Origin of the sequence: Acaryochloris marina MBIC11017, assembly GCF_000018105.1 — a bacterium.
Lineage (GTDB): Bacteria > Cyanobacteriota > Cyanobacteriia > Thermosynechococcales > Thermosynechococcaceae > Acaryochloris > Acaryochloris marina.
Genome location: NC_009925.1, coordinates 2,345,726 through 2,365,543 on the forward strand (window position 1 = coordinate 2,345,726; position 19,818 = coordinate 2,365,543).

The window sequence follows — 19,818 nt, forward strand, 5'->3', positions numbered from 1 at the left end:
ATCGAATTGATTTTGAGCGAGAAAAGCGAGATCCTCGCCTGAGGATGTTAGGGTAAATACGATTTAGTTGTGGGGTAGACATTTACGATGGTCGATCGCGATCGTCTATTTAGGGACTTACTCAAAAACTTTTTTCTAGAATTTGTCGATCTCTTCTTTCCAAAAATTGCGGTCGCTATCGACCCCAAATCGATTCGATTTCTAGAAGATGAAGAATCCCTTAAACCTCAAGAGCAGGGAGAGCATTCTCCTGCCTCTACCAAGCAAGAGGCAAGCTCTAATGTATTAGTGCAAGTGCGATTACGAGGACAAGAATCATGCTTCTGGGTACATCTAGAAAATTCATCTGAAACTAACATTAAGCTAGAGCGACGTATTTTCCATACCTTTGCTCGCCTGGATGAAAAATATAATTTACCGATCTATCCCATTATTTTGCAGTCTTCAGATAAGTCTCAACGTCTGGAAACCAATGGGTATCGGGTGGAATTCGTCGATCGTCGGGTTTTGGATTTTAGCTTTGTTGCCATCCAACTTCATCGATTAAACTGGCGTGACTTTTTGCAGCGTCGCAATCCTGTAGCAGCCGCACTGATGCCTACGATGAACGTTCAAACCTTTGATCGCCCCGTGGTCAAAGCAGAATGCCTGCGACTGCTGACCAACCTGCGTTTAGATGCCAAGAAAGTCAAAGTCATCTCTCAATTTATTGAAGCTTTTCTCCATCTCAATGCTGCTGAAGAACAGGTCTTGCAAACTGAGATGGAACGCATGGGCTTACTCGAGCGGGAGCGAATTACCAATCTACTGACAAGTACGACTCAAGCCAATCAACAACAAGGAGCCGAACGAGAAGCCCTCAGTCTGGTATTTCGCCTTTTAAAACGGCGAATTGGGGATCTTAATCCAGACTTGGAAGCTCAGGTCCGTAGCTTGCCGGTTAATCAAGTGGAAGATTTGGGTGAAGCCCTCTTAGATTTCAATAATGAAGAAGACCTGAAAAACTGGTTGCGGGGGAAAACGGCTTAAAGCTGCCCCAGAAACTTATGGGTTTGGGGCACAACCCTAATCTGTCGCCCCATCTGTTTGAGCTGCCCTTGCCAGGCCAAAACTTGATCGGGGGTGGGTGGCTGGACGGGGTGTTGCGCCGTTAAGGGTGTCACGGGTTGTAAGAACATCAATACCGTAGGGCTAATATCAGCAACCATCTGGGCGGCTTGAACCAACTCCGGCCAATCAGTTTTTTCGCTAATAATGAGCTTACAAAATACATCGATATGGGCTTGATGACATAATTCCAAGCTTTGACGATGCTGAGGCCAATGGTTTTCACCACTCACACTCGGTAACTTCAGATCCATACCCACACTATCCAGGTGGGGCAACAGCGGATCGAGGGCTTCAGGATGATGGCCGCCCGTTTCTAAGTAAATGGGTAACGAGGTCTGTTGCCGCAGCAAAGGCAACAAATTCTGTAAGAACGCCACCTGTAATAGGGGTTCTCCGCCAGTCAAGCTGATACTGTCATGCATCCCAGGCAGATCCTGATCTTGAACCCACTCTAGGATCTGGGGAAGGGTCACTGGATTTGGATAGCGGGCAAAATCGCGACAGCCCGGCGTTTTTTCAATTTGACAGCTGCTTTTTGGGGTCCAGGTATGGGCACTATCGCAGAAATGGCAGCGGAGATCACACCCCCCAAAGCGAATAAAAATTTGGCGGGTGCCGACATTAAGCCCTTCCCCTTGAATGGCAGAAAAAATCTCAACTAAGTTGGCGGTGGATGCAGTTTTCATAAAGGCAAATGCTTAGGGGAGTGGCGATCAACCCCATCGGAGGAAAATAGAGGTCGATGTTGCGGTTAGGTGGCATAGGATAGGGGATCGGATAAACCGAGTTGAGCAAATGCCGCTAATCGTAATTGGCAGGAATCACACTGACCACAGGCTAGGGGTGGTGAGCCGCCACCGTCACTGTAGCAAGACCAGGTCTGCTCCCACGGTACACCCAGGTCATTGCCCAATTCGATAATGGCAGACTTATGCAAATTGATCAGAGGGGTACAAATTTCGATAGCCTGCCCCTCCCGACCCAGCTTGGTCCCTAACCGAAACACCTCTTGCATGGCTTGGATAAAGTCCGGGCGACAGTCGGGATATCCCGAGTAATCCAGTTGGTTAACTCCGATATAGACCTGCTCTGCTGAAATCGTTTCTGCATAGGCGAGGGCAAAGCTAAGGAAGATCGAGTTGCGGGCGGGCACGTAAGTGACGGGAATATGATCCGCCATCTCTTCGATGGAACGAGACGGCAAGTCGATTTGGGTATCGGTTAAGGCAGACCCACCCCAGAGGGTGAGGTCGAAGGCCACAATTTGATGTTGAGTGACTTGGGCTGATTGTGCGATCGCAACCGCCGAATCCAATTCCTGGCGATGACGCTGCCGATAGTCAAACGAGATGGCATAACAGTCAGCCCCATCGGCTTTTGCTTTGTATAAAGCAGTGGACGAGTCTAGCCCACCTGACAATAAAACAACTGCTTTCACATCCCATCTCCCTGACTATCGTCGTTATAAATCCTAAGTTGGATACTTGCCATAGAGAAATGAGTGACACATGAGAATTAGCGATGGGTTGCTCAGGACATCAAGCCAGTCGCAGCCACGAGTCCCAGTGACTTATTGTATCGACTTCAGGGATGAGATGGGACCTACCTCAATCCGGACGCTCCATCGCCAGAACCCTAAGATTTTGTTAAGTATACTTAACAAAATCGAGTCCCCAAAACATGGACGAAATCCCTTTTCTTAAGAACAGTGACGATAAACGCCTAGGTATAAATACTCCTAAACATCAGTCTAGAAAACGCTTACAGGCCGTTCATTGCTCATCAATCATTCTCAAGTGAGCAATACAGCATGAGTTGGGGCATACTAGCAACAAGAATTAAAATATGTTAAGTTAACTTTAGTTAACAACCTCAACACCTTAGGGAGCAAAAACCATGTCTTCTGACTTCAACAAAGGCATTATGAAGTTTGACAACGCTGACAACCCCATTACGGTCGCCCTATCAGCCATCATCATTTTTGGCAGCATCGGCCTCTTGATTGGCTGGAGTCTAGAAACTGCATATCTCGTCGGTCAACTGGGTTAAGCTTTAGCCACCACCACAATTTCTACCACTTGAAAGCCTGCTTGGCTTAACGTTTCAACGGCTGAGTTAATGGTTGCACCCGTCGTATAAATGTCATCAAGCAGCACAATCTTACTTCCACGGCTTTTCTGTGCTAGCTCAGGGCCTACTCGAAAAGCTTCAGATACATTAGTAAGACGGTCTTGTGGAGACAAGCTAAATTGAGCTGCTGTTGCCCGTACTCTCACCAAACCGTTGAGCATCACGTTTAAGCCTGTAAATTGGCAAAAACTATTGGCAATTAGCGCTGATTGATTGTATCCCCGCTCCCTCTGCCTGACTTTGTGAAGTGGAATAGGGACAACGATAGGTTGTCGATGGTGAGACTGAGTTTCTAGCCAAGTGACTCCCAGAAGTTGCCCTAAAAGACGAGCAACTTGAGCTTGTTGGTCATACTTGAGACGACCCAATAATTGCTTCAGCGGCCCTTGATAATGCCCCCATGCGAGAAGCGGTAGCATATCCACAAAGGCGAGTGGAATTGCTAACTGGCAAGTTTCTAGCTGACGACGGCAATCTGGACATATAAGTCCAAATGAAAGTCGCTGACACATCGCACAGCGCGACTGAAGAACAAGCTGTTGCAGCGACTGAAGTAAACCGTTTTTCACCTTAACCAAACCATGTTGCTAGATTGGTGAGTCCATAAGCTATCCTGCATAGTTTAGGAAGCTATCGAGTAGAGTGTCTTTCATATTACGATCTGGAACTCAAAATATCGATATATTGCTTTATGGATTTAGTTATATCTCATTGACCAACAGGTGTTTGCACTAGGATGAGATCGTCTGTTCAAGACAATTTTGTGGAAAGCCTGTATTGGTTAAACAAGCTAGAAACAACTCACTCTCTGCGGGTGGGTGACGCTGCCTTAGGGCTGGCTGAGCTCTATAATGCTCAGGTGCCGGTTCTGCCCAGTGCAGTTATCGGTACAGAATCTTTTCAGCAGTTTTGCCGATCGATTGTTTGGTCTTCCCCTTTCTTAAGTGATTTTCCCCATGTAAGTTTGCGCATACGAGCAGCGCACCCCTTCCAGCTGCAAGCGGTTGCAGAAGAAATTGCCCAAAGGTTTGAGCAAACGGCTTTACCCCCACTGTGGTTGCAGACCGCTTCAGCAGAATTGCAGAGTCTATCCAACGACTGGCGTCTGTGCCTATCCTTGACCTTGCCAAAACCTTGGGCTCAATTTACCCCCCTCCTGACGGAGATGTTGCCAGTTCAATACTGTTCATTGACCGGCATTGGCACAGCCATCAAACAAGCCTGGAACAGTACTTTTACAGCTCAGACACTCCTGCTCATGCAGGAACGAGCGATTCCCATTGATCAATTACGCGTAGCGCTACTATTACAGCCCGTCACGTCAGCCCAGGCATCTGGATTTTTAACCGTCACAGAAACCTACATCCAGGTGCAAGCGACCCATGGTCTGAGCAAAAGTCTGATGATGGGCGAAATCTTACCTGAAACCTATACCTATGACCGCCAGGAAAAGCGGTGGCACCGCTATCCTGGCTCGATCACGAGTGCCTACCAAGTTCCTTTTGAAACATCTATCCCAGGAGAATTGGGTTTAGTACAGCAGATCCTGACACCCGTTTCAGACTCGTGGGTCCTTGAGCAACTCCAACTAGAGCAATTACTAGATTTAGCCCAGAAGCTTCCTCCTTTACAGTCTGAGTTACAAGCAGTGGAATGGATATTCTCTGGGAAAGAATCTGAGGAACTCCACATTGCAGGGTTAAGGCCAGCCCAGCCCTTGCCACCTCTGACTGCCGCTCTTCAGCTCCGAGAAGAACCCGGGTTAGATGATAACTCTCGGGTAATCGCTGCCGGATTAGCCGCAGCAGTCGGCCAGGTAACAGCCCCGATTCTCGTCTGTGAAGATCCAAGTCAACTGCAGCCTAACATCGTGGCCAACCAAATTGTTGTCCTAAAGCAGGTCAGGCCTGTCGACTGGGTTTGGTTACAAAAGGTCGCAGGCTTAATTTGCACAACAGGCGGACATACCTCTCATGGGGCCATAATGGCCCGCGAATTAGGATTGCCTGCAGTGGTCGGCATTGCTGGTGCATTAGAGACGTTCCAGTCAGGGCAAATGGTGTTGCTAGATGGGAATCAAGGCCAGGTCTTGGCCGCCCCCTCCTCTAGCTCACCAGGCAGGGCATCTTTATCGACTCCTGCGAAACCCGCCCTCGATCTCGATCTGCAAACTACCCAGTTATGGGTCAATCTGAGCCAGTCTCAACGGCTAGAGCGGGCTCTACATCTGCCAGTCCATGGCGTCGGCTTATTACGATCTGAATGGTTTCTGCTCGATATTTGCCAAGGACAATTACCTGAGGTTTGGATCCAACAACAGGGGGCTGACGCCTTTGTTAGCCATTTGAGCCACCATTTACTGTCGTTTGTCCAAGCCTGGCATCCTCGGCCTGTGCTGTATCGGTCCCTCGACTGTAAACAAGATGCTGCTCACTCGTTACAACCCGCCAACTCGATATTGGGACTGCGGGGGGGAGCGCAATATATGTATGACTCAACCCTATTTGATCTGGAATTGCAGGCACTGGCGAAGCTTTGTCACCAAGGCTGTCAAAATATACGCTTGATCTTGCCATTCATTCGCTCGGTCGAGGAATTTGTCTTCTGTCGAGATCGGCTTCACGCTGCTCATCTCCTGGAGCATCTGCAGATTTGGATCATGGCAGAGGTGCCTTCAGTGCTTTTTCAACTGTCTGAGTATGTAGCAGCAGGGGTGCAGGGGATTGCGATTGGCACCAATGATCTCACTCAACTGATCTTAGGTGTTCACCGAGAGAATACCTATTTGACGGAGCGATATACCGCGAATCATCCGGCTGTGGTTGCCGCCCTCTCTCAATTGGTCAAGACTGCTAAATCCTTAGGAATTCCCTGCTCTATCTGTGGCCAAGCTCCGGTTCAACATCCTCAGCTGATTCACCAGTTTGTTGCATGGGGAGTGACCGCTATCTCTGTAGATTTGTCGGCAGTACCCGCAACTCAGATTGCGATCGCAACGGCCGAAGCACAGCTTAAATCTAAGACTGCTTCTACTTCTGCATCTTCAACTATCCAAAACGGTTGATGGGCTGAGATAATGACGATGGGCGTCCCTCGATACGTCTTCGTTCATTTGTCTTTCTCTAAGCCATGCAAACTTACCACTACGCCCTTGCCAGTCAGCGCTATCTCTTTGAAGAAGAGCCCTTTGAAGAAGTTCTCAAAGAACGTCATCGCTACTACAAAGAAAAAAATAAAGAGATCGATTTCTGGGTGGTGATGCAGCCAGCATTTTTAGAACTGCCGGAAATGCAGGACATCAAGGCGAAGTGTCCACAGCCCTGTGCCGCAATTGTGTCCACCAATCCGACCTTTGTGACCTGGCTAAAACTGCGTTTGGAATATGTGTACGTTGGTGAATTTCAGGCCCCTTCAGACACGATTCCTGATCCACTAGCGTCTTTAGCATCCGTTTAAGATGCAGGATTGATTAATATATGGGATTGAGGCTCCCGCTCTAGTCCAAGCGTGGTGTTAGCCCGTCTCATAAATCCCTGTAAATACTTTTTCTGCAGGCCCCGTCATAAACACGGACTGTCCCTCTCCTGCCCAGCGAATCTGCAACGGACCGCCGGGCAGTTCAATCGTGGCTTGAGATTGGCTTTTACCTGTGAGTACTCCTGCTACTAACACAGCACAAGCCCCTGTTCCACAGGCTAGGGTAGGACCTGCACCCCGCTCCCACACCAACATTTTGAGATAGTCCGGGCGAATCACCTGAATAAATTCCGTATTAATGCGTTGGGGAAATACAGGGTGATGCTCAAACTGAGGGCCTAAAGTTTGAAAATCAATCGCCTCTAAATCGTCAACAAACGTAATGCAGTGAGGATTGCCCATACTCACGCAGGTCACTGGCCAGGACTGTCCCGCCACCTCTAGGGGCTGATTCACCACTGGATCGGTGCCTTCCCCTAACGTGGTCGGAATTTCTTGGGGAACCAGAAAGGGAGGCCCCATATCCACCTTTACCAGGCCATCGGCTTGGAGGCTAGGGGTGATGGTGCCTGCCAAGGTATGAATCCGATAGGTGATGTCTGTTTGGAGGGGCTTGCCTTCTAAATGGGCCAGAAATCGCGCTAAACAGCGAATACCATTACCGCACATCTCGGGTTCAGATCCATCCGAGTTATAGATGCGCATGGTGTAGTCCGTGTCCCCTTCTGGGGGTAAGGCAAAAATGACCCCATCCCCACCGATACCGAAGTTGCGATCGCACATCTGCACCGCTTGGTCTGGCGTCAAACAGGGTTGAGCTTGGTGGCGATTATCGATCAGGATAAAATCATTTCCCAATCCTTGATATTTTGTAAACTCAACCCGCATCAGCATTCCTTAGGCAAAAACAACGTCTTTCTATACTACTCTGGCAGTCAGGGAAGTCTATGCCAAGATTTTTATGGGTATCATGGCAAGATAAACCATCTCTATAATGGCTCCACGGATCATCTCCACAACGCCTTATCTGTTCTTTTATCCATCTCGCGACAAAAATAATGTCAACTGAACTTGATGTCAAACTGCCTAGTTTTCGGCAACTTCAGACGCTGATTCAAGAAGAATCTGAAGTTGAGATCAAATTAATCACCAACGATTTACTCGTCGGCAAAGTGCGTTGGCAAGATAATTTCTGCATCTGCTTACTCGATCATTACGATCAGCCGACCATTGTCTGGAAGCAGGCTATCGTCTTTCTCAAACCCAAACCTTAGACAATCTTCAGGTGTAAGATTGTGGCGTTGAGACGGTCGCTCAACATAGAACTCAAAGCGTTTAGTAGCAACATATTCCGATTGGTTTGAAGTAAAAGGAAACGAACCATGACTCAGGGGGTTGACAGTCGAAGTTCCCAACCTTATCAACCGATAGGGGCATATCTAGTGGAAGCAGGGTTATTAACAGACGCCCAAGTGGGTGTCGCCCTCGCTGACCAAAATGTCACCGCTATGCCGTTTGGAGAGATTGTCGTGGCCCGAGGTTGGGTCAAAGAGCAAACCATTGAATTTATTATGCATCGGGTGGTACTACCTGAGCGGAGCATCCAAGCAGCATCCAGCGGCATGCAAGACTGCTTAACCCATCGCCAGCGGCCGGCACCTGGCAAAGTCGATCCCAACTCAACGACACCCCAAGCAGGGGTGTCTTGGCTCGGCTAGTGGAACCTAGTTCATTGCCATCTAGACTATGTACTTGTAGACTGCATCCGTTTATCTCTGCATGAGTTATCAAAATCTTCGTAGGCTGAGCGTTCTCCTCTTCGCTACAGTAGGGAGCACCCTATCTGCCGCCTTATCTGCCCACGCGTTAGACGTCACTGTAACCCCTAAAAAGCCCAGATTGGGTGATACCCTGGCCATTACCGTCAAGCCTGATCCAGGCGAGCAACTCACGCAAGCACCTGTCATCAAAGTTGCAGGCAAAAAACTGCCTGTTTATCCCATTGCGGCCAACCGTTGGCGGGCTTTTTTACCGACCATTCCCTTGGAAAAACATGGTCGTCGCAGTCTGATCGTGACGGGAAATCAACAAGCTCGCAACATGGTGCTGTGGATCGGGAAAAAATGGTTCCGGACCCAGAGCATTTGGTTGCCACCGGGTACAGGGTCAGGCACAGACTTTGAATTTGATCGGGTGGATGCCTTTAAAGCCATTGTCTCTCCTAAAAAACTGTGGAGCGGCAAGTTCCGACGTCCCAATAATGGCCCCCTTACGGCTGGGTATGGGATCAAGCGGATTTACAATGGCGATTACTCCGATCCCGATTATCATCGGGGCTTAGATTATGCAGGCTGGGGTGGTTCTCCTGTGAAAGCCTCAGCTGCCGGACAGGTGCGCCTTGTGGGTCGAGAATCCCAAGGGTTCCGGATTCATGGGAATGTCGTTGGCATTGATCATGGCCAAGGGGTGAACACGGTATATCTACATTTACGAGATATAAAAGTCAAAGAAGGTCAAAGGGTACGAGCAGGCCAAATCATCGGCACTGTCGGCTCAACGGGCGCATCAACAGGCCCCCACCTTCACTTTGGGTTAAATGTGAATGGTCAAGCCGTCGATCCCACTCCGTGGCTGAAATGGGGATTTCAGTAACAGAGGCCTTTTTTCTCTCTGCATTCTGATTCAGGGCCGTGATCTGAGAGGATAGGTCTCAGATGGATTGTGGAGGCCCCTAGAAGATTGCAGAAGTTGTTGCGACTATCTCAGATCATCGATGGCATCAACGAAAGCGTGGGCAAATTTACTGTCCTACTCGTTCCGTTGATGATCGTCATTGGGGTTTGGAATACCTTGGGGCGAAAAATAGGCAATTTAATTGGCCAGAATCTGAGCTCTAATTCTCTGATTGAGGGACAAGCTTATTTATTTGCCCTTGTCTTCCTATTGGGGGCAGCCTATACCTTTAAGCACAATGGCCATGTGCGAGTCGATGCATTTTATGATCACTGGCCGCCCAAACGGCAGACTTGGGTCAACTTCTTAGGGTCAATACTCTTTGTCATCCCTTTTTGTAGCTTGATGATCTATTACGTCTGGTCCCCCATCGTCAATTCCTGGGAGGTTTGGGAAGTCTCGCCAGATGCAGGGGGGTTGCCCCGTTATCCCATTAAATCTGTGGTTTGCATCTTCTTTGTGCTGCTTTTACTGCAAGGCATTTCAGAAGCCATTAAAAATGGGATCAAACTGAGACGGTTCAGCCTAGGCCAAGAAGGAGAAGCCGACCATGGACTATAACTGGCTAAGCCTAGCCATGTTTGTGGTCGCCCTAGGCCTGCTGTCGGCAGGTTATCCGGTGGCCTTTACCTTGAGTGGCGTGGCCCTTTTATTTTGCATGCTACCCACAGCTATCAGTTGGGTCGATCCAGAAATTTTGGTGGATCCCAATCTGCTAGCCATGCCTCAAGAAATTTTCGCCACCATGCTGAGCAATACGCTCCTGGCAATTCCCTACTTTATTTTTATGGGGGCCATGCTGGAGAAATCAGGTTTGGCTGAGAAACTGCTCGAAACCATCGGTATTCTCTTTGGGCCGATTCGGGGTGGACTCGCTTTGGCCGTGGTATTTGTGGGGGCTTTGCTGGCGGCGACCACGGGCGTGGTCGCCGCCTCTGTCGTCGCCATGGGTCTTATCTCTCTACCGATCATGCTCCGCTACAACTACAGTAAGGAGCTGACGGCTGGGGTCATTGTCGCTTCTGGGACTTTGGGGCAAATTATCCCTCCCAGTGTGGTGCTAGTGGTGTTGGGTGATCAACTGGGGGTTCCAGTCGGCGACTTATTTCTGGGCGCTTTGATTCCAGGCTTAATGATTGCTGGGATGTTTGCCCTGCACATTATCATTGTTGCCATCTTTAAACCCGAAGCCGCTCCTGCTTTACCCCTCTCGGTCCGGGAAATTCAGGGGAAAGAGCTAGCCCTTCGAGTGATCAAAGTTTTAATTCCACCCCTAGCCCTAATTTTCTTGGTTTTGGGCAGTATCTTTTGGGGCATTGCAACGCCCACAGAAGCAGGCGCATTGGGGGCATTAGGAGCGATTATTTTGGCCTGGGCCAATGGTGAGTTTTCCCTAAAACGGCTGTTTGAGGTGTCAGAGTCTACCCTGCGCATCACCAGCATGGTGATGCTGATTCTGATCGGTTCTCGGGCTTTTAGTCTCGTCTTTATTGGTTTAGGCGGAAATGTTCTAGTTTCTGATGCACTGCAAAATCTACCAGGTGGCGAACTCAGCTTCTTAATCGTCAGTATGCTGACGGTATTTTTGCTGGGTTTCTTTATCGACTTTTTTCAAATTGCTTTTATCGTGGTGCCTATTTTTCGGCCCATTGCCCAGGCATTGGGCATGGACTTGCTATGGTATGGCATTTTGCTAGGGGTCAATTTACAGACCTCCTTTTTAACCCCTCCCTTTGGTTTTGCGTTGTTCTATTTAAGGGGGGTCGCACCGCCAGAGATCAAAACGTCAGACATTTATCGCGGGGCCATCCCTTTTATCATCTTGCAACTAATTGTGCTGGTCATTTTGGTTCAATTCCCGGAGATCGTAACGTTTTTACCCTCGTTAAAGACAACGCCAACTGGTTCTGTCTAGTTTTTATGTAAAAGAATAAAATTTTAGCCCCAATGATGCCCTATTACAGGTAATTGGGAATACTAAGAGTTAATCGGCAAATAGGTTAGAGTACGATGCGTATTTATGACCTCTAGTCACGATAACTTCTAGGACACTCCTAAGGCAATCTGTGAAACAAAATATATATTTTGTAATAAATAGAGCTATGATGGCCCTGACTGTTATTTCTCCATTAGGAGTTTAACCGGTATGTCCCATCGCGATCCTGTTATGAGTGTTCCCGCTACAGCGGTTGATCCAACTCACGCTCTTCTCCCCCCTCAACAAATGGTTGATCTATTGCAAGGTGAAATCCTTTTAGATGTCCGGTCTCATACCCATTGGGGAGGTGCAGTAACGGCAACCATGTACTTACCCCGGGTGCGATCGCATATTTGGTCTCAGCTCACGACCTATAGTCGCTGGGTGCGGTTCTTTCCCGATATTGTCAAAAGCGAAGTCTTGGAACATGCCTCCAAAACGGCGGATCAAACCCATCGTCTTTATCAGGCTGCACGCAAAACGTTCTTCTTGCTGTCTGTCGATGTGGAAATCTTTCTGCGAGTGTCAGAGCGATTCCAAGAGAGCATCAAATTTTCCTTGGAACGAGGCAGCTTTAGTGACTTTTCCGCTGACCTGACACTGCAGGATTGTGGAGAGGGTACAATCCTCACCTATTCTGTAGCAGCTACACCACTGATCCCCATGCCTTCTATTTTTATTCAAGAAGCCATCCGTGCAGATTTACCTGGGAATATGAAGCATATGCGCCAAGCCCTTTGTAGTTAGTTTTCACATCAAGCTGTACATGCCAGCTTGTTCTCAAAACGCATGCCTCAGCTATTGGTTTGCAAGGTTGCGAAGAAAATGCAATCAGACACCTCGAAAGATTGTCTTCTATGTTCCGGCTCCGTTCATACGGCTACTTGAAAGATGGCCAATAGTCTAAAAGACTGATTTAATTTCATCTTCAGTCTTTCTCTCTTGATTTAGCTCATTTATTCATATATTGATTGGCCTCTACAACGCTCAGCAGCATTTCAGCAACCGAAAGCCTACTTAACCCAGTACGGGTTAAGCCCATTTTTGAGCCTCTTCTACGAAAGAACACAGGTTTCAGCTTACGCAAAAATCTAGGTTTCAGCTTCCCGAACTCAGGTTACTTACCTTCAAAACTAACCCTTAAATTGCGATTGATAATGATCTTTAGAACCTAAGCTTGGGCTAAGTTAAAACCTACATTCTTGTTGAAGACTGTTTTTCAAGTTTTCCTAGCCCAAAGAAGTTCACTAGATCGTGCTCAGCGATGGGGTTATGGCTTTCACTCGGATAAGTTGTTATTCAAGGAAATTAACATAAAGACCACTGAAACAATCACTGATTACGTAGGACAATCCCCCACAAATGCCCAGCAACCATTAGGTGCTGGATAATATGGACACGGTTTGCACCAGACAAAGCCTCCAGCATTAGAAGGTGCAGGCTTTAATTGCTCAGTATAGGTAGCCGTTTGGAACGCAGTAAATATACCAGTGCGTTGAGAAGTTGCTATCTTAACAGGCCGGCTGGTAGGGACTGCAAAAGCCTGTGAATAATCAAAAAGTTCTCCTGAACCCTGATGGAGACTGGCCTGACAAAGAGATACTTTAGATGGTCCAAAGTTTGGGGCAATCGCCTTATTCTCAATTTCCGCTAACGCCAAATCCGACAAAAAGGTGGCTTGTATAATACTGGATACTGCAATGGCACCAACAGCAAGTCCGAGCTGTTTTGAACACTGTAAGCTAGTCATTAGGTTCTCCTTTTATAAGGGATTAATTGTATTTCCAGAGAGACAAAATCTTTCAATGAGAAATACCCAAGGAAGCCTCTGAGTATTTCCATACGAGTAATCAAATAAATACTTTAAAAAACCAAAACAGTGACTAATAATGCAAAAAAGCGTTAAATCACCTATTCAATTTTGCAGGAAAGTTAAATTTTGATATTTACTTTTAAGCTCATAAAAATGAACTTATATACAAATGCTCCGCATGTCAGTCTAATTTCGAGGAAGAAAATAGAGGTTTGAGTAGACTTTTGTAGAAAAAAGCAGGAAAAAGATGGAGAAAAGTAGAACTCATTATGAGTAGCAATCTAAAAATATCTATTTGCCAATGTTCCAGAAGTAATAGCTCAAAAGATTTGAAATGTAAAAATCTTTCTTGAGTAAATGGCTGTCAATATTATTTTCGAGAATAATTTTTAAGATAAAAAAATGGCGGACGATTCTCGTTCATCCAGCATCAACATAATGTCATCTCTAACGGGTTGATGCTTTAACTTTATTAATCCAACCTTGATGAATTTTGAGAACTTCAGAATAGGGAAGATCGGAGTCAAATATAAGGTCAAATAGAAATGGAGGAAATCGTTTGGGAAACCAGCGATTGAGGATACGGCCAAGTTGAAGTCGCAAGATAAACTCAGTCACAAGCAACTTATTGCGGGGAAAAGAATAGTCTGACAGTTCTCGAAGGGCATGAACTTCGGGAATTCTTTGGTCTGAGAACGCTGGTAGGGTCTGAGACCAGTTATCTTGGTGTTGATCTAGGAGTTGATTAAACACCCACACATCTTGCAGCGCAGAATTACAGCCTTGACCAATGGAAGCCGACACCGCATGAACGGCATCTCCAATTAAGAGAATATTCGAACCTTCATGAAACCGTTGGCATCGAACTGTGGTAACGTTTGCCACAGGCCGTGACAATAATGCGTCTGCTTCATCCAGAGTCATCAGTGCACCAAACCGGGGAAAATTCTCTTGGACAAAGGCCAGGATCTCTTCTTTGGTGTTGTATTGGGCGATGGGGCTATGGTCACGCTTAAAAACCAGCACACCATTGAGCTGTGTATTTCCCTGAGGGACCAACATCATGCGGACATTGTTGGGTAAATTCAAGGTATGGACTTTATCCACAGCCAGTGGTGCACCATCTTCTGGCTGAGTCAGAAAGACTGATTTATAGGCATCGGGAATTAAAGTTTGTTCGCAGGGGAAGTTAACCTGTTCAACCAATGCCTCTCTTAACTTTGAACGAGCCCCATCTGCCCCCACAACGACATCATAGGTATGGGTGATGACTTCACCGTCGGGTTGCTCAAATTGAAGAGTTTGCGCGGCTGAATTGAGGTGAGTACATCGACAATTAAACTGGATGACCAACTGATCAGATGAGTACTGGTCTGATAAAAACTGAAGCAAGACCATCACCATCTGTAAGCGATCAATCATCAAGCTAGACATCTTGCGAGGAATGGCCCGGCTCTTCCCGGAAGCTTGATGCATGATCGTGCCATTACAAACCGTGCTGCGATCGGCAACAGCCTGTTCCAGGCCAGATATTGAGCGAAGGGCCTGTTGCCCCCGCTCCTGCAATGAAATGGGAAAGGTTCGATTCTGTACTTGTGGGGTTAGCCTAGGGTCAGCCCGCTGCTCAAACACGCTGACTCGATATCCAGGTCGTTTTAACAGGTATACCGCTAGTAAAAGCCCAGCAGGACCTGCTCCCACAATCACAACATGCCGATCAGCCACAATGTACCTGCTCTAAGGAATCAGAACATGTGCCAATTATCCCATTTCACTGAAAATCACAGCGTTATCAATGCACAGGAAATCCCAGGCGCTTACGTCAAACACAATTCCGGGGTTGACGCATTCACAACAGGTGCATCTTCAATCACACGATTTTCTTGATCCACCAATACAACCCGAGGTTCAAACCCTTCGATTTCTTCCGATGTTAACTGGGCATAGGTCATAATAATGACTCGGTCACCCCGGGTACCCAGTCGTGCTGCTGCACCATTTAACTCTACAGCCCCAGAATCAGCAGGAGCTGGAATAGCATAAGTGACCAGTCGCTCACCGTTATTCATATTCACGACTTGAACTTGCTCATAGGGCACAATCCCAGCCGCATCCAATAACGTTTGGTCGATACTGATACTGCCCACATACTCGAGATTCGTCTCTGTAAGTGTGCAGTGATGGATCTTGGAGAATAAAAAGGTGCGATGCATATAGACCATTCTACTGTCAGTCTTTATAGTCTGACTGTAGGTCAGAACACCGATCCTCACCTACGTACTCTAAGATAGGGAGCTGAACCCTGTGTTCGAGCCAACGCCTACTTGAAATTCAGGACTATGGCTTCTACCATACCCTTAATCAGTGCTGTGAGCCAGTTTGATCGAGTACTCTGGCAAGCAGAGAACTCCGTTCGACAAACCGGTGAATGGGTTGAGTTTCAATGGCAACGTTTAGGCAATTGGGTATGGGGCAACGAAGCAGCCAGCCTGAATACACCCACGTGGTGGGGCGATATTCTGCTGTGGATTGCTCGGGTACTAGCCGTGTTAATTGCTCTTTGGGTTTTACGAGCCCTCTATCAGCAACTCAAGGGTTGGCGACGCTGGTTTTCTAGAAAGATAGCCCTGAGCGATGCCATTCAGCAGCCTCTCATTGCAGATCACACTACAGTACAAGATTGGCTGCAACAAGCGATCCAGGCTCAAAAGAATGGGGATTACGCCAAGGGCTGTCGTGCCCTCTATATGGCCTTACTACTGCGGTTAGAAGAAACAGGCTGGATTTACCGAGATCATGCCTTTACCAACCAGGAATATTTGCGCCGATTAGAATCTCAATGGGTTTTGAAGGCTAAACCCGCCCGTTTACAAACGACTTGGCAGCAGATTTTTCAAGTCCATGACGCGTCCTACTATGGAGCTGAATCCGTCACCTCTGAGACTTTTCAATCTTGTCAGCAAGCCTATGAAACGTTAGACGGAGAGTTGAACCAGCCCCCTGAGGTCAACCCATGACCCAAACGGCCCAATCCTCCCCCACCCGCATTACCCCCAGCAAAGGGCCAGGGAAAAGATGGTTATGGGCAATCTTAGCCGCAGCGGCTTTGCTCATTCTGCTCTTTTTCAGTGCACCCAATCAGCAAGACGGGTCAACCTATAGTCGGTCCAATAAAGGCTACCGAGGGTGGTATGACTTTATGGTCGAACAAGGCTACTCCATCAATCGCTGGCAAAAACCTTATTCTGAGTTACAAGGCCAGAATCAAACCTTGATTCGCATTACTCCAAGCCTAGAGGAGGCTAGGGAGAAGGCCCCTTCTTGGGACAATTTTGACTCATGGGTATCGCAAGGGAATACAGTTATTCTTTTAACCTGGGATGGTCCTGTAACCGCAGCCTCGTTTAATAGTGATCTTGTCAGTGAAGCCGGTCCGGTCCGAATCGAAACTGCTCGGCGTCAAAAGATTGGTTCTAAACAGCAAAGCCATCTCAAAGATGACTATGGCAGCGTCGTTTGGTCACAGTCATTTGGCAAAGGCCAGATGATTTTTGCCACCTATCCTTGGATTGGAGCCAATATCTATGGCGATCAGCCTGGCAATTACCTATTTTTGCAACAGCTAGTGCCTGAGTCGAAGACGATTTGGATGGATGAATGGTTACATGGCTATCGCGACCAACAAAATCAGTCCGCCGAAGATGCCCGCAATCCTGAGAATCTCTGGTTGTTTTTTGCCCAAACTCCTGTCGCCGCCATGGCCACCCAAGGTGTCTTAATGACCTTGCTTTGGATTTGGGGGCACAATCATCGGTTTGGCTTACCCTTACGTTTACCCCAAGCATCCAAAGATAATAGCCAGCAATATATTCAATCCCTGGCAGGAACTTTGAACCATGCCAATCAGCGAGAATTGGTCCTCACACAGCTCAGCCAATATTTGCGACAATCCTTAGCTCAACAGCTAGGGCTAACCAGTCAGATGGATAGTCAACTCCCCACCGATACCGCCTTAGCCGCTCAATGGTCGATGATATCTGGACGGAATGACCAAGAGTTATTAGAGTTATTACAACCATCAGGCCAGCAGTCGATCACGGATCAGACTCTGTTAGCTTGGGTCAATAAAGCCGACGCTATTTTGCAGGATCTCCCTTGAACCCATCCTTTAAACAACTGCAACAGCAGCTTAGCCAAATCGTCATCGGTCAAGACGCTATCGTCGAAGGGCTGCTGATTGCCCTTTTGGCAGAGGGGCATGTCATTCTCGAAGGAGTCCCAGGAACGGCCAAGACCCTCATTGTTAAACTACTCGCTACGCTGATTAGTGCAGATTTTCGGCGTATTCAGCTCACCCCAGATGTCTTACCGGCTGATATTTTGGGGACCAATATTTTTGATTTCAATAGTAAAAGCTTCACCCTTAGCAAGGGTCCGATTTTTACCCAAATTCTGCTAGCAGATGAAATCAACCGCACACCACCCAAAACCCAGGCGGCCTTGCTCGAAGCGATGGAAGAGCGGCAAGTCACGCTGGATGGGAAAACCATTGCCCTGTCAAAGCTGTTTTGGACGATTGCCACCCAAAACCCCCTGGAGTTTGAAGGCACGTACCCCCTACCCGAAGCCCAGTTAGACCGATTCTTGCTAAAGCTGGTGGTCTCCTACCCTGGTAAAGCAGCCGAACAACAGATGCTCCACAATATCCTCAGTGGTTTCGAGCCACGGGATTTAAAGCAAATGCCCCTTGAGCCCGTCATTACGGTTGATCAAGTATTAGAGGCACGGCAACAGGTGCGTCGAATCCGGGTCGAAGGCCAAGTGCTCGATTATTTGCTCGAGCTAGTGATGGCCAGTCGGCAACAAACGGAGTTGATGCTAGGGGCCTCTCCTCGAGCAGCCGTGGGTTGGCTACGGGCTGCTCAAGCCCATGCTTGGCTAGCCGCTCGGGATTTTGTGACACCGGATGATGTGAAAACGATTGCTGCCCCTCTACTACAACATCGCTTGATCCTGAAACCTGAAGCCCAGCTCGATGGTGTGTCAATGGACCAAGTCATTCAGACTTTGCTGACCCGCGTCCCGGTACCTCGATGACTAACGCTTCTCAGTCCGAGTTTATTTCTCCCTTTCATCGGCAATCTGATTCGGTGGTACAGCCGCCAGCAAAACCCAGTCCCCCGCAGCCCACTATTCCTCATTTATTGCCAACATCTCGGCTGTATTTGATATTAGGGCTGGGACTCCTTATCCCCTTAGGTCTGGCCTGGATTCCAGGAGATGGCATCGAGTTAGGTTGGGCGGCCATGCTTCTCTTCGACATTGTGGTGTTGATGGTAACCTGGGTCGATTACCAGCGATCGCAACGGTGGGATATTCAAATCACTCGCCATTGTGACCCACGACTATCCATTGGCCGAGATAACCCCATTCACTTAACCGTGACCGTTGGTTCTGGCCCTGGCAAAGCCAGACAAGCCAAACTGCACCTTAGAGATAGCTATCCTCAAGACTTTCAAGTCGACCAGGAAACCCTGATTCTGCAAATTGCCCCCCACACTGACACCGACGTTACCTATCATGTGTTTCCCCCCCAACGGGGAGCCTTTCAATGGCAAGGCGTAACCTTACGGTTGCTGAGCCCTCAAGGGTTCGCCTGGAGAGCTTGGCAAATTCCCATTGAGACGGAGGTGGATGTCTACCCTGACTTAATGGGGTTGCGGTTACTGTCGGTGCGCTTAAGTTTGGAGGCAGCAGGCGGCTTACGTCGCCGTCAGCGCACCTTAGGAGGAACCGAGTTTGCCGAATTACAGGAGTACAATCGGGGTGATGATCTACGACTGATTGATTGGAAAGCTACGGCCCGTCGAGGACACCCCCTGGTTCGCGTCTGTGAGCCTGAGCGAGACCAGCCCCTCTTGATTTTGCTCGATCGAGGACGGCTGATGACGGCTCAGGTTGCAGGCCTCAAGAGGTTTGATTGGGCTTTAAATGCAACCCTATCCTTAGCCATGGCAGGACTAAGGCGGGGTGATCGTGTGGGCGTTTGTGTGTTTGACAATGATATTCACACCTGGATTCCGCCGCAATCGGGGAATTCCTACCTCTCTCGGATTCTAGAGCAGGTGTATAACCTAGAACCGGTGATGACGGAATCAGACTATGTAGCGGTGGCCAGTCGGGTGCTCAGCCAATATACCCGGCGGGCTTTAGTGGTGTTGCTGACGGATATTGTGGATGCGATCGCATCCAGCGAACTCCTAGCCGCTATGGCTCGTCTATCCCCTAGATTTTTGCCTTTCTGTGTGGCCCTCCGCGATCCCTTAGTCGACAGTCAGGCCCACCAAGCTTTGGCACTGACCGAAACCGCTAAGGATTTACAAATCCAGCAGTTATACGAACAAGCAGTCGCATTAGACTTACTCCATCAACGATCCGTTGCCTTTGCTCAACTGCAGCAACAAGGTGTCTTGGTATTAGATGCCCCAGCCCCCGGCATTAGTGAGCAATTGGTGGATCGATATCTCTTGCTAAAAGCCCGTAATCGTTTGTAAAATGCAGGGCCTACCTGAATCAA

21 protein-coding genes are annotated in these 19,818 nt (G+C 48.2%); 14 read left to right on the forward strand and 7 right to left on the reverse strand.

The genetic code is table 11. The annotated features are described in order from the left end of the window. The first annotated feature begins 87 nt into the window (after positions 1 to 87). Positions 88 to 1,029 carry a DUF4351 domain-containing protein gene (locus tag AM1_RS10535; protein WP_012162826.1) on the forward strand — a complete coding sequence of 314 codons (942 nt, stop codon included), beginning with the start codon at positions 88 to 90 and terminating at the stop codon, positions 1,027 to 1,029. Here AM1_RS10535 and AM1_RS10540 read toward each other — a convergent pair. Both AM1_RS10540 and queC read right to left on the reverse strand, forming a co-directional pair. Further along, complete coding sequence (locus AM1_RS10540) at positions 1,026 to 1,796, reverse strand: 7-carboxy-7-deazaguanine synthase QueE (protein WP_012162827.1); 771 nt, start codon at positions 1,794 to 1,796, stop codon at positions 1,026 to 1,028. The two genes, AM1_RS10535 and AM1_RS10540, sit on opposite strands and share 4 nt — an antisense overlap. 65 nt (positions 1,797 to 1,861) lie before the next feature. Next, positions 1,862 to 2,548 (reverse strand): 7-cyano-7-deazaguanine synthase QueC, encoded by a 687-nt coding sequence (gene queC / locus AM1_RS10545; protein ID WP_012162828.1) that lies wholly within the window; start codon positions 2,546 to 2,548, stop codon positions 1,862 to 1,864. A gap of 458 nt (positions 2,549 to 3,006) precedes the next feature. Here queC and AM1_RS42125 point away from each other — a divergent pair, with 458 nt between their 5' ends. Next, on the forward strand, positions 3,007 to 3,159 hold the full coding sequence (locus AM1_RS42125; RefSeq protein WP_010467774.1) for a hypothetical protein: 153 nt from the start codon (positions 3,007 to 3,009) through the stop codon (positions 3,157 to 3,159). Here the strand turns inward: AM1_RS42125 and AM1_RS10555 are convergent. Next, a complete protein-coding gene (locus AM1_RS10555) occupies positions 3,156 to 3,809 on the reverse strand; it encodes a ComF family protein (protein ID WP_041659635.1) in 654 nt (217 codons plus the stop codon). The genes AM1_RS42125 and AM1_RS10555 overlap by 4 nt on opposite strands. 167 nt (positions 3,810 to 3,976) lie before the next feature. Between AM1_RS10555 and AM1_RS10560 the strand changes: the two genes are divergently transcribed. Next, complete coding sequence (locus tag AM1_RS10560) at positions 3,977 to 6,304, forward strand: putative PEP-binding protein (RefSeq protein ID WP_012162830.1); 2,328 nt, start codon at positions 3,977 to 3,979, stop codon at positions 6,302 to 6,304. A gap of 65 nt (positions 6,305 to 6,369) precedes the next feature. After that, positions 6,370 to 6,696: an MgPME-cyclase complex family protein gene (locus tag AM1_RS10565; RefSeq protein ID WP_012162831.1), complete on the forward strand. Its 327-nt coding sequence runs from the start codon at positions 6,370 to 6,372 to the stop codon at positions 6,694 to 6,696. A gap of 57 nt (positions 6,697 to 6,753) precedes the next feature. Here AM1_RS10565 and dapF read toward each other — a convergent pair whose 3' ends face one another. Next, entirely contained in the window at positions 6,754 to 7,605 is an 852-nt protein-coding gene (gene dapF / locus AM1_RS10570) for a diaminopimelate epimerase (protein ID WP_012162832.1), read from the reverse strand. A 170-nt stretch (positions 7,606 to 7,775) separates the two neighbouring features. Between dapF and AM1_RS10575 the strand changes: the two genes are divergently transcribed. From AM1_RS10575 to AM1_RS10600, 6 genes are all read left to right on the forward strand, one after another. Continuing rightward, complete coding sequence (locus tag AM1_RS10575) at positions 7,776 to 7,991, forward strand: Hfq-related RNA-binding protein (protein ID WP_010467763.1); 216 nt, start codon at positions 7,776 to 7,778, stop codon at positions 7,989 to 7,991. 108 nt (positions 7,992 to 8,099) lie between these two features. Beyond that, positions 8,100 to 8,435: a hypothetical protein gene (locus tag AM1_RS10580; protein WP_012162833.1), complete on the forward strand. Its 336-nt coding sequence runs from the start codon at positions 8,100 to 8,102 to the stop codon at positions 8,433 to 8,435. A 61-nt stretch (positions 8,436 to 8,496) separates the two neighbouring features. Beyond that, on the forward strand, positions 8,497 to 9,369 hold the full coding sequence (locus AM1_RS10585) for a M23 family metallopeptidase (protein ID WP_012162834.1): 873 nt from the start codon (positions 8,497 to 8,499) through the stop codon (positions 9,367 to 9,369). Between the two features lie 87 nt (positions 9,370 to 9,456). Continuing rightward, on the forward strand, positions 9,457 to 10,011 hold the full coding sequence (locus tag AM1_RS10590; RefSeq protein WP_012162835.1) for a TRAP transporter small permease subunit: 555 nt from the start codon (positions 9,457 to 9,459) through the stop codon (positions 10,009 to 10,011). Beyond that, positions 10,001 to 11,365: a TRAP transporter large permease gene (locus AM1_RS10595; RefSeq protein ID WP_012162836.1), complete on the forward strand. Its 1,365-nt coding sequence runs from the start codon at positions 10,001 to 10,003 to the stop codon at positions 11,363 to 11,365. The genes AM1_RS10590 and AM1_RS10595 overlap by 11 nt, the downstream gene beginning before the upstream one ends. 231 nt (positions 11,366 to 11,596) lie before the next feature. After that, on the forward strand, positions 11,597 to 12,175 hold the full coding sequence (locus AM1_RS10600; protein ID WP_012162837.1) for an SRPBCC family protein: 579 nt from the start codon (positions 11,597 to 11,599) through the stop codon (positions 12,173 to 12,175). Positions 12,176 to 12,767: 592 nt separating this feature from the next. On the opposite strand, the gene AM1_RS10605 is transcribed toward AM1_RS10600, so the two are convergent. The 3 genes from AM1_RS10605 to panD all read right to left on the reverse strand — a co-directional run bounded on the left by AM1_RS10605 (position 12,768) and on the right by panD (position 15,454). Then, positions 12,768 to 13,178: a hypothetical protein gene (locus AM1_RS10605; protein WP_012162838.1), complete on the reverse strand. Its 411-nt coding sequence runs from the start codon at positions 13,176 to 13,178 to the stop codon at positions 12,768 to 12,770. Positions 13,179 to 13,688: 510 nt separating this feature from the next. Further along, positions 13,689 to 14,966, reverse strand: a complete 1,278-nt coding sequence (locus AM1_RS10610) for an FAD-dependent oxidoreductase (RefSeq protein ID WP_012162839.1) — start codon at positions 14,964 to 14,966, stop codon at positions 13,689 to 13,691. A 92-nt stretch (positions 14,967 to 15,058) separates the two neighbouring features. Then, positions 15,059 to 15,454 (reverse strand): aspartate 1-decarboxylase, encoded by a 396-nt coding sequence (panD, locus tag AM1_RS10615; protein ID WP_012162840.1) that lies wholly within the window; start codon positions 15,452 to 15,454, stop codon positions 15,059 to 15,061. Positions 15,455 to 15,580: 126 nt separating this feature from the next. Between panD and AM1_RS10620 the strand changes: the two genes are divergently transcribed. From AM1_RS10620 to AM1_RS10635, 4 genes are read left to right on the forward strand one after another with little or no spacing between them, the layout of a single operon-like run. After that, positions 15,581 to 16,258, forward strand: a complete 678-nt coding sequence (locus AM1_RS10620) for a DUF4129 domain-containing protein (protein WP_012162841.1) — start codon at positions 15,581 to 15,583, stop codon at positions 16,256 to 16,258. Then, complete coding sequence (locus AM1_RS10625) at positions 16,255 to 17,400, forward strand: DUF4350 domain-containing protein (RefSeq protein ID WP_012162842.1); 1,146 nt, start codon at positions 16,255 to 16,257, stop codon at positions 17,398 to 17,400. Before AM1_RS10620 ends, AM1_RS10625 begins: the two co-directional genes overlap by 4 nt. Further along, the gene (locus tag AM1_RS10630; protein WP_010467746.1) at positions 17,397 to 18,338 is read left to right on the forward strand and encodes an AAA family ATPase; all 942 of its coding nucleotides are present in this window, start codon (positions 17,397 to 17,399) and stop codon (positions 18,336 to 18,338) included. The genes AM1_RS10625 and AM1_RS10630 overlap by 4 nt, the downstream gene beginning before the upstream one ends. Further along, complete coding sequence (locus AM1_RS10635; protein ID WP_012162843.1) at positions 18,335 to 19,795, forward strand: DUF58 domain-containing protein; 1,461 nt, start codon at positions 18,335 to 18,337, stop codon at positions 19,793 to 19,795. The genes AM1_RS10630 and AM1_RS10635 overlap by 4 nt, the downstream gene beginning before the upstream one ends. Positions 19,796 to 19,818 lie beyond the last annotated feature (23 nt).

Bases quoted from the DNA above. Each gene is read 5' to 3' on its own strand.
- AM1_RS10535 (WP_012162826.1), top strand. From the start codon at position 88: ATGGTCGATCGCGATCGTCTATTTAGGGACTTACTCAAAAACTTTTTT.
- AM1_RS10540 (WP_012162827.1), bottom strand. From the start codon at position 1,796: ATGAAAACTGCATCCACCGCCAACTTAGTTGAGATTTTTTCTGCCATT.
- AM1_RS42125 (WP_010467774.1), top strand. From the start codon at position 3,007: ATGTCTTCTGACTTCAACAAAGGCATTATGAAGTTTGACAACGCTGAC.
- AM1_RS10560 (WP_012162830.1), top strand. From the start codon at position 3,977: ATGAGATCGTCTGTTCAAGACAATTTTGTGGAAAGCCTGTATTGGTTA.
- AM1_RS10565 (WP_012162831.1), top strand. From the start codon at position 6,370: ATGCAAACTTACCACTACGCCCTTGCCAGTCAGCGCTATCTCTTTGAA.
- dapF (WP_012162832.1), bottom strand. From the start codon at position 7,605: ATGCGGGTTGAGTTTACAAAATATCAAGGATTGGGAAATGATTTTATC.
- AM1_RS10575 (WP_010467763.1), top strand. From the start codon at position 7,776: ATGTCAACTGAACTTGATGTCAAACTGCCTAGTTTTCGGCAACTTCAG.
- AM1_RS10580 (WP_012162833.1), top strand. From the start codon at position 8,100: ATGACTCAGGGGGTTGACAGTCGAAGTTCCCAACCTTATCAACCGATA.
- AM1_RS10585 (WP_012162834.1), top strand. From the start codon at position 8,497: ATGAGTTATCAAAATCTTCGTAGGCTGAGCGTTCTCCTCTTCGCTACA.
- AM1_RS10595 (WP_012162836.1), top strand. From the start codon at position 10,001: ATGGACTATAACTGGCTAAGCCTAGCCATGTTTGTGGTCGCCCTAGGC.
- AM1_RS10600 (WP_012162837.1), top strand. From the start codon at position 11,597: ATGTCCCATCGCGATCCTGTTATGAGTGTTCCCGCTACAGCGGTTGAT.
- AM1_RS10605 (WP_012162838.1), bottom strand. From the start codon at position 13,178: ATGACTAGCTTACAGTGTTCAAAACAGCTCGGACTTGCTGTTGGTGCC.
- panD (WP_012162840.1), bottom strand. From the start codon at position 15,454: ATGCATCGCACCTTTTTATTCTCCAAGATCCATCACTGCACACTTACA.
- AM1_RS10620 (WP_012162841.1), top strand. From the start codon at position 15,581: ATGGCTTCTACCATACCCTTAATCAGTGCTGTGAGCCAGTTTGATCGA.
- AM1_RS10625 (WP_012162842.1), top strand. From the start codon at position 16,255: ATGACCCAAACGGCCCAATCCTCCCCCACCCGCATTACCCCCAGCAAA.
- AM1_RS10635 (WP_012162843.1), top strand. From the start codon at position 18,335: ATGACTAACGCTTCTCAGTCCGAGTTTATTTCTCCCTTTCATCGGCAA.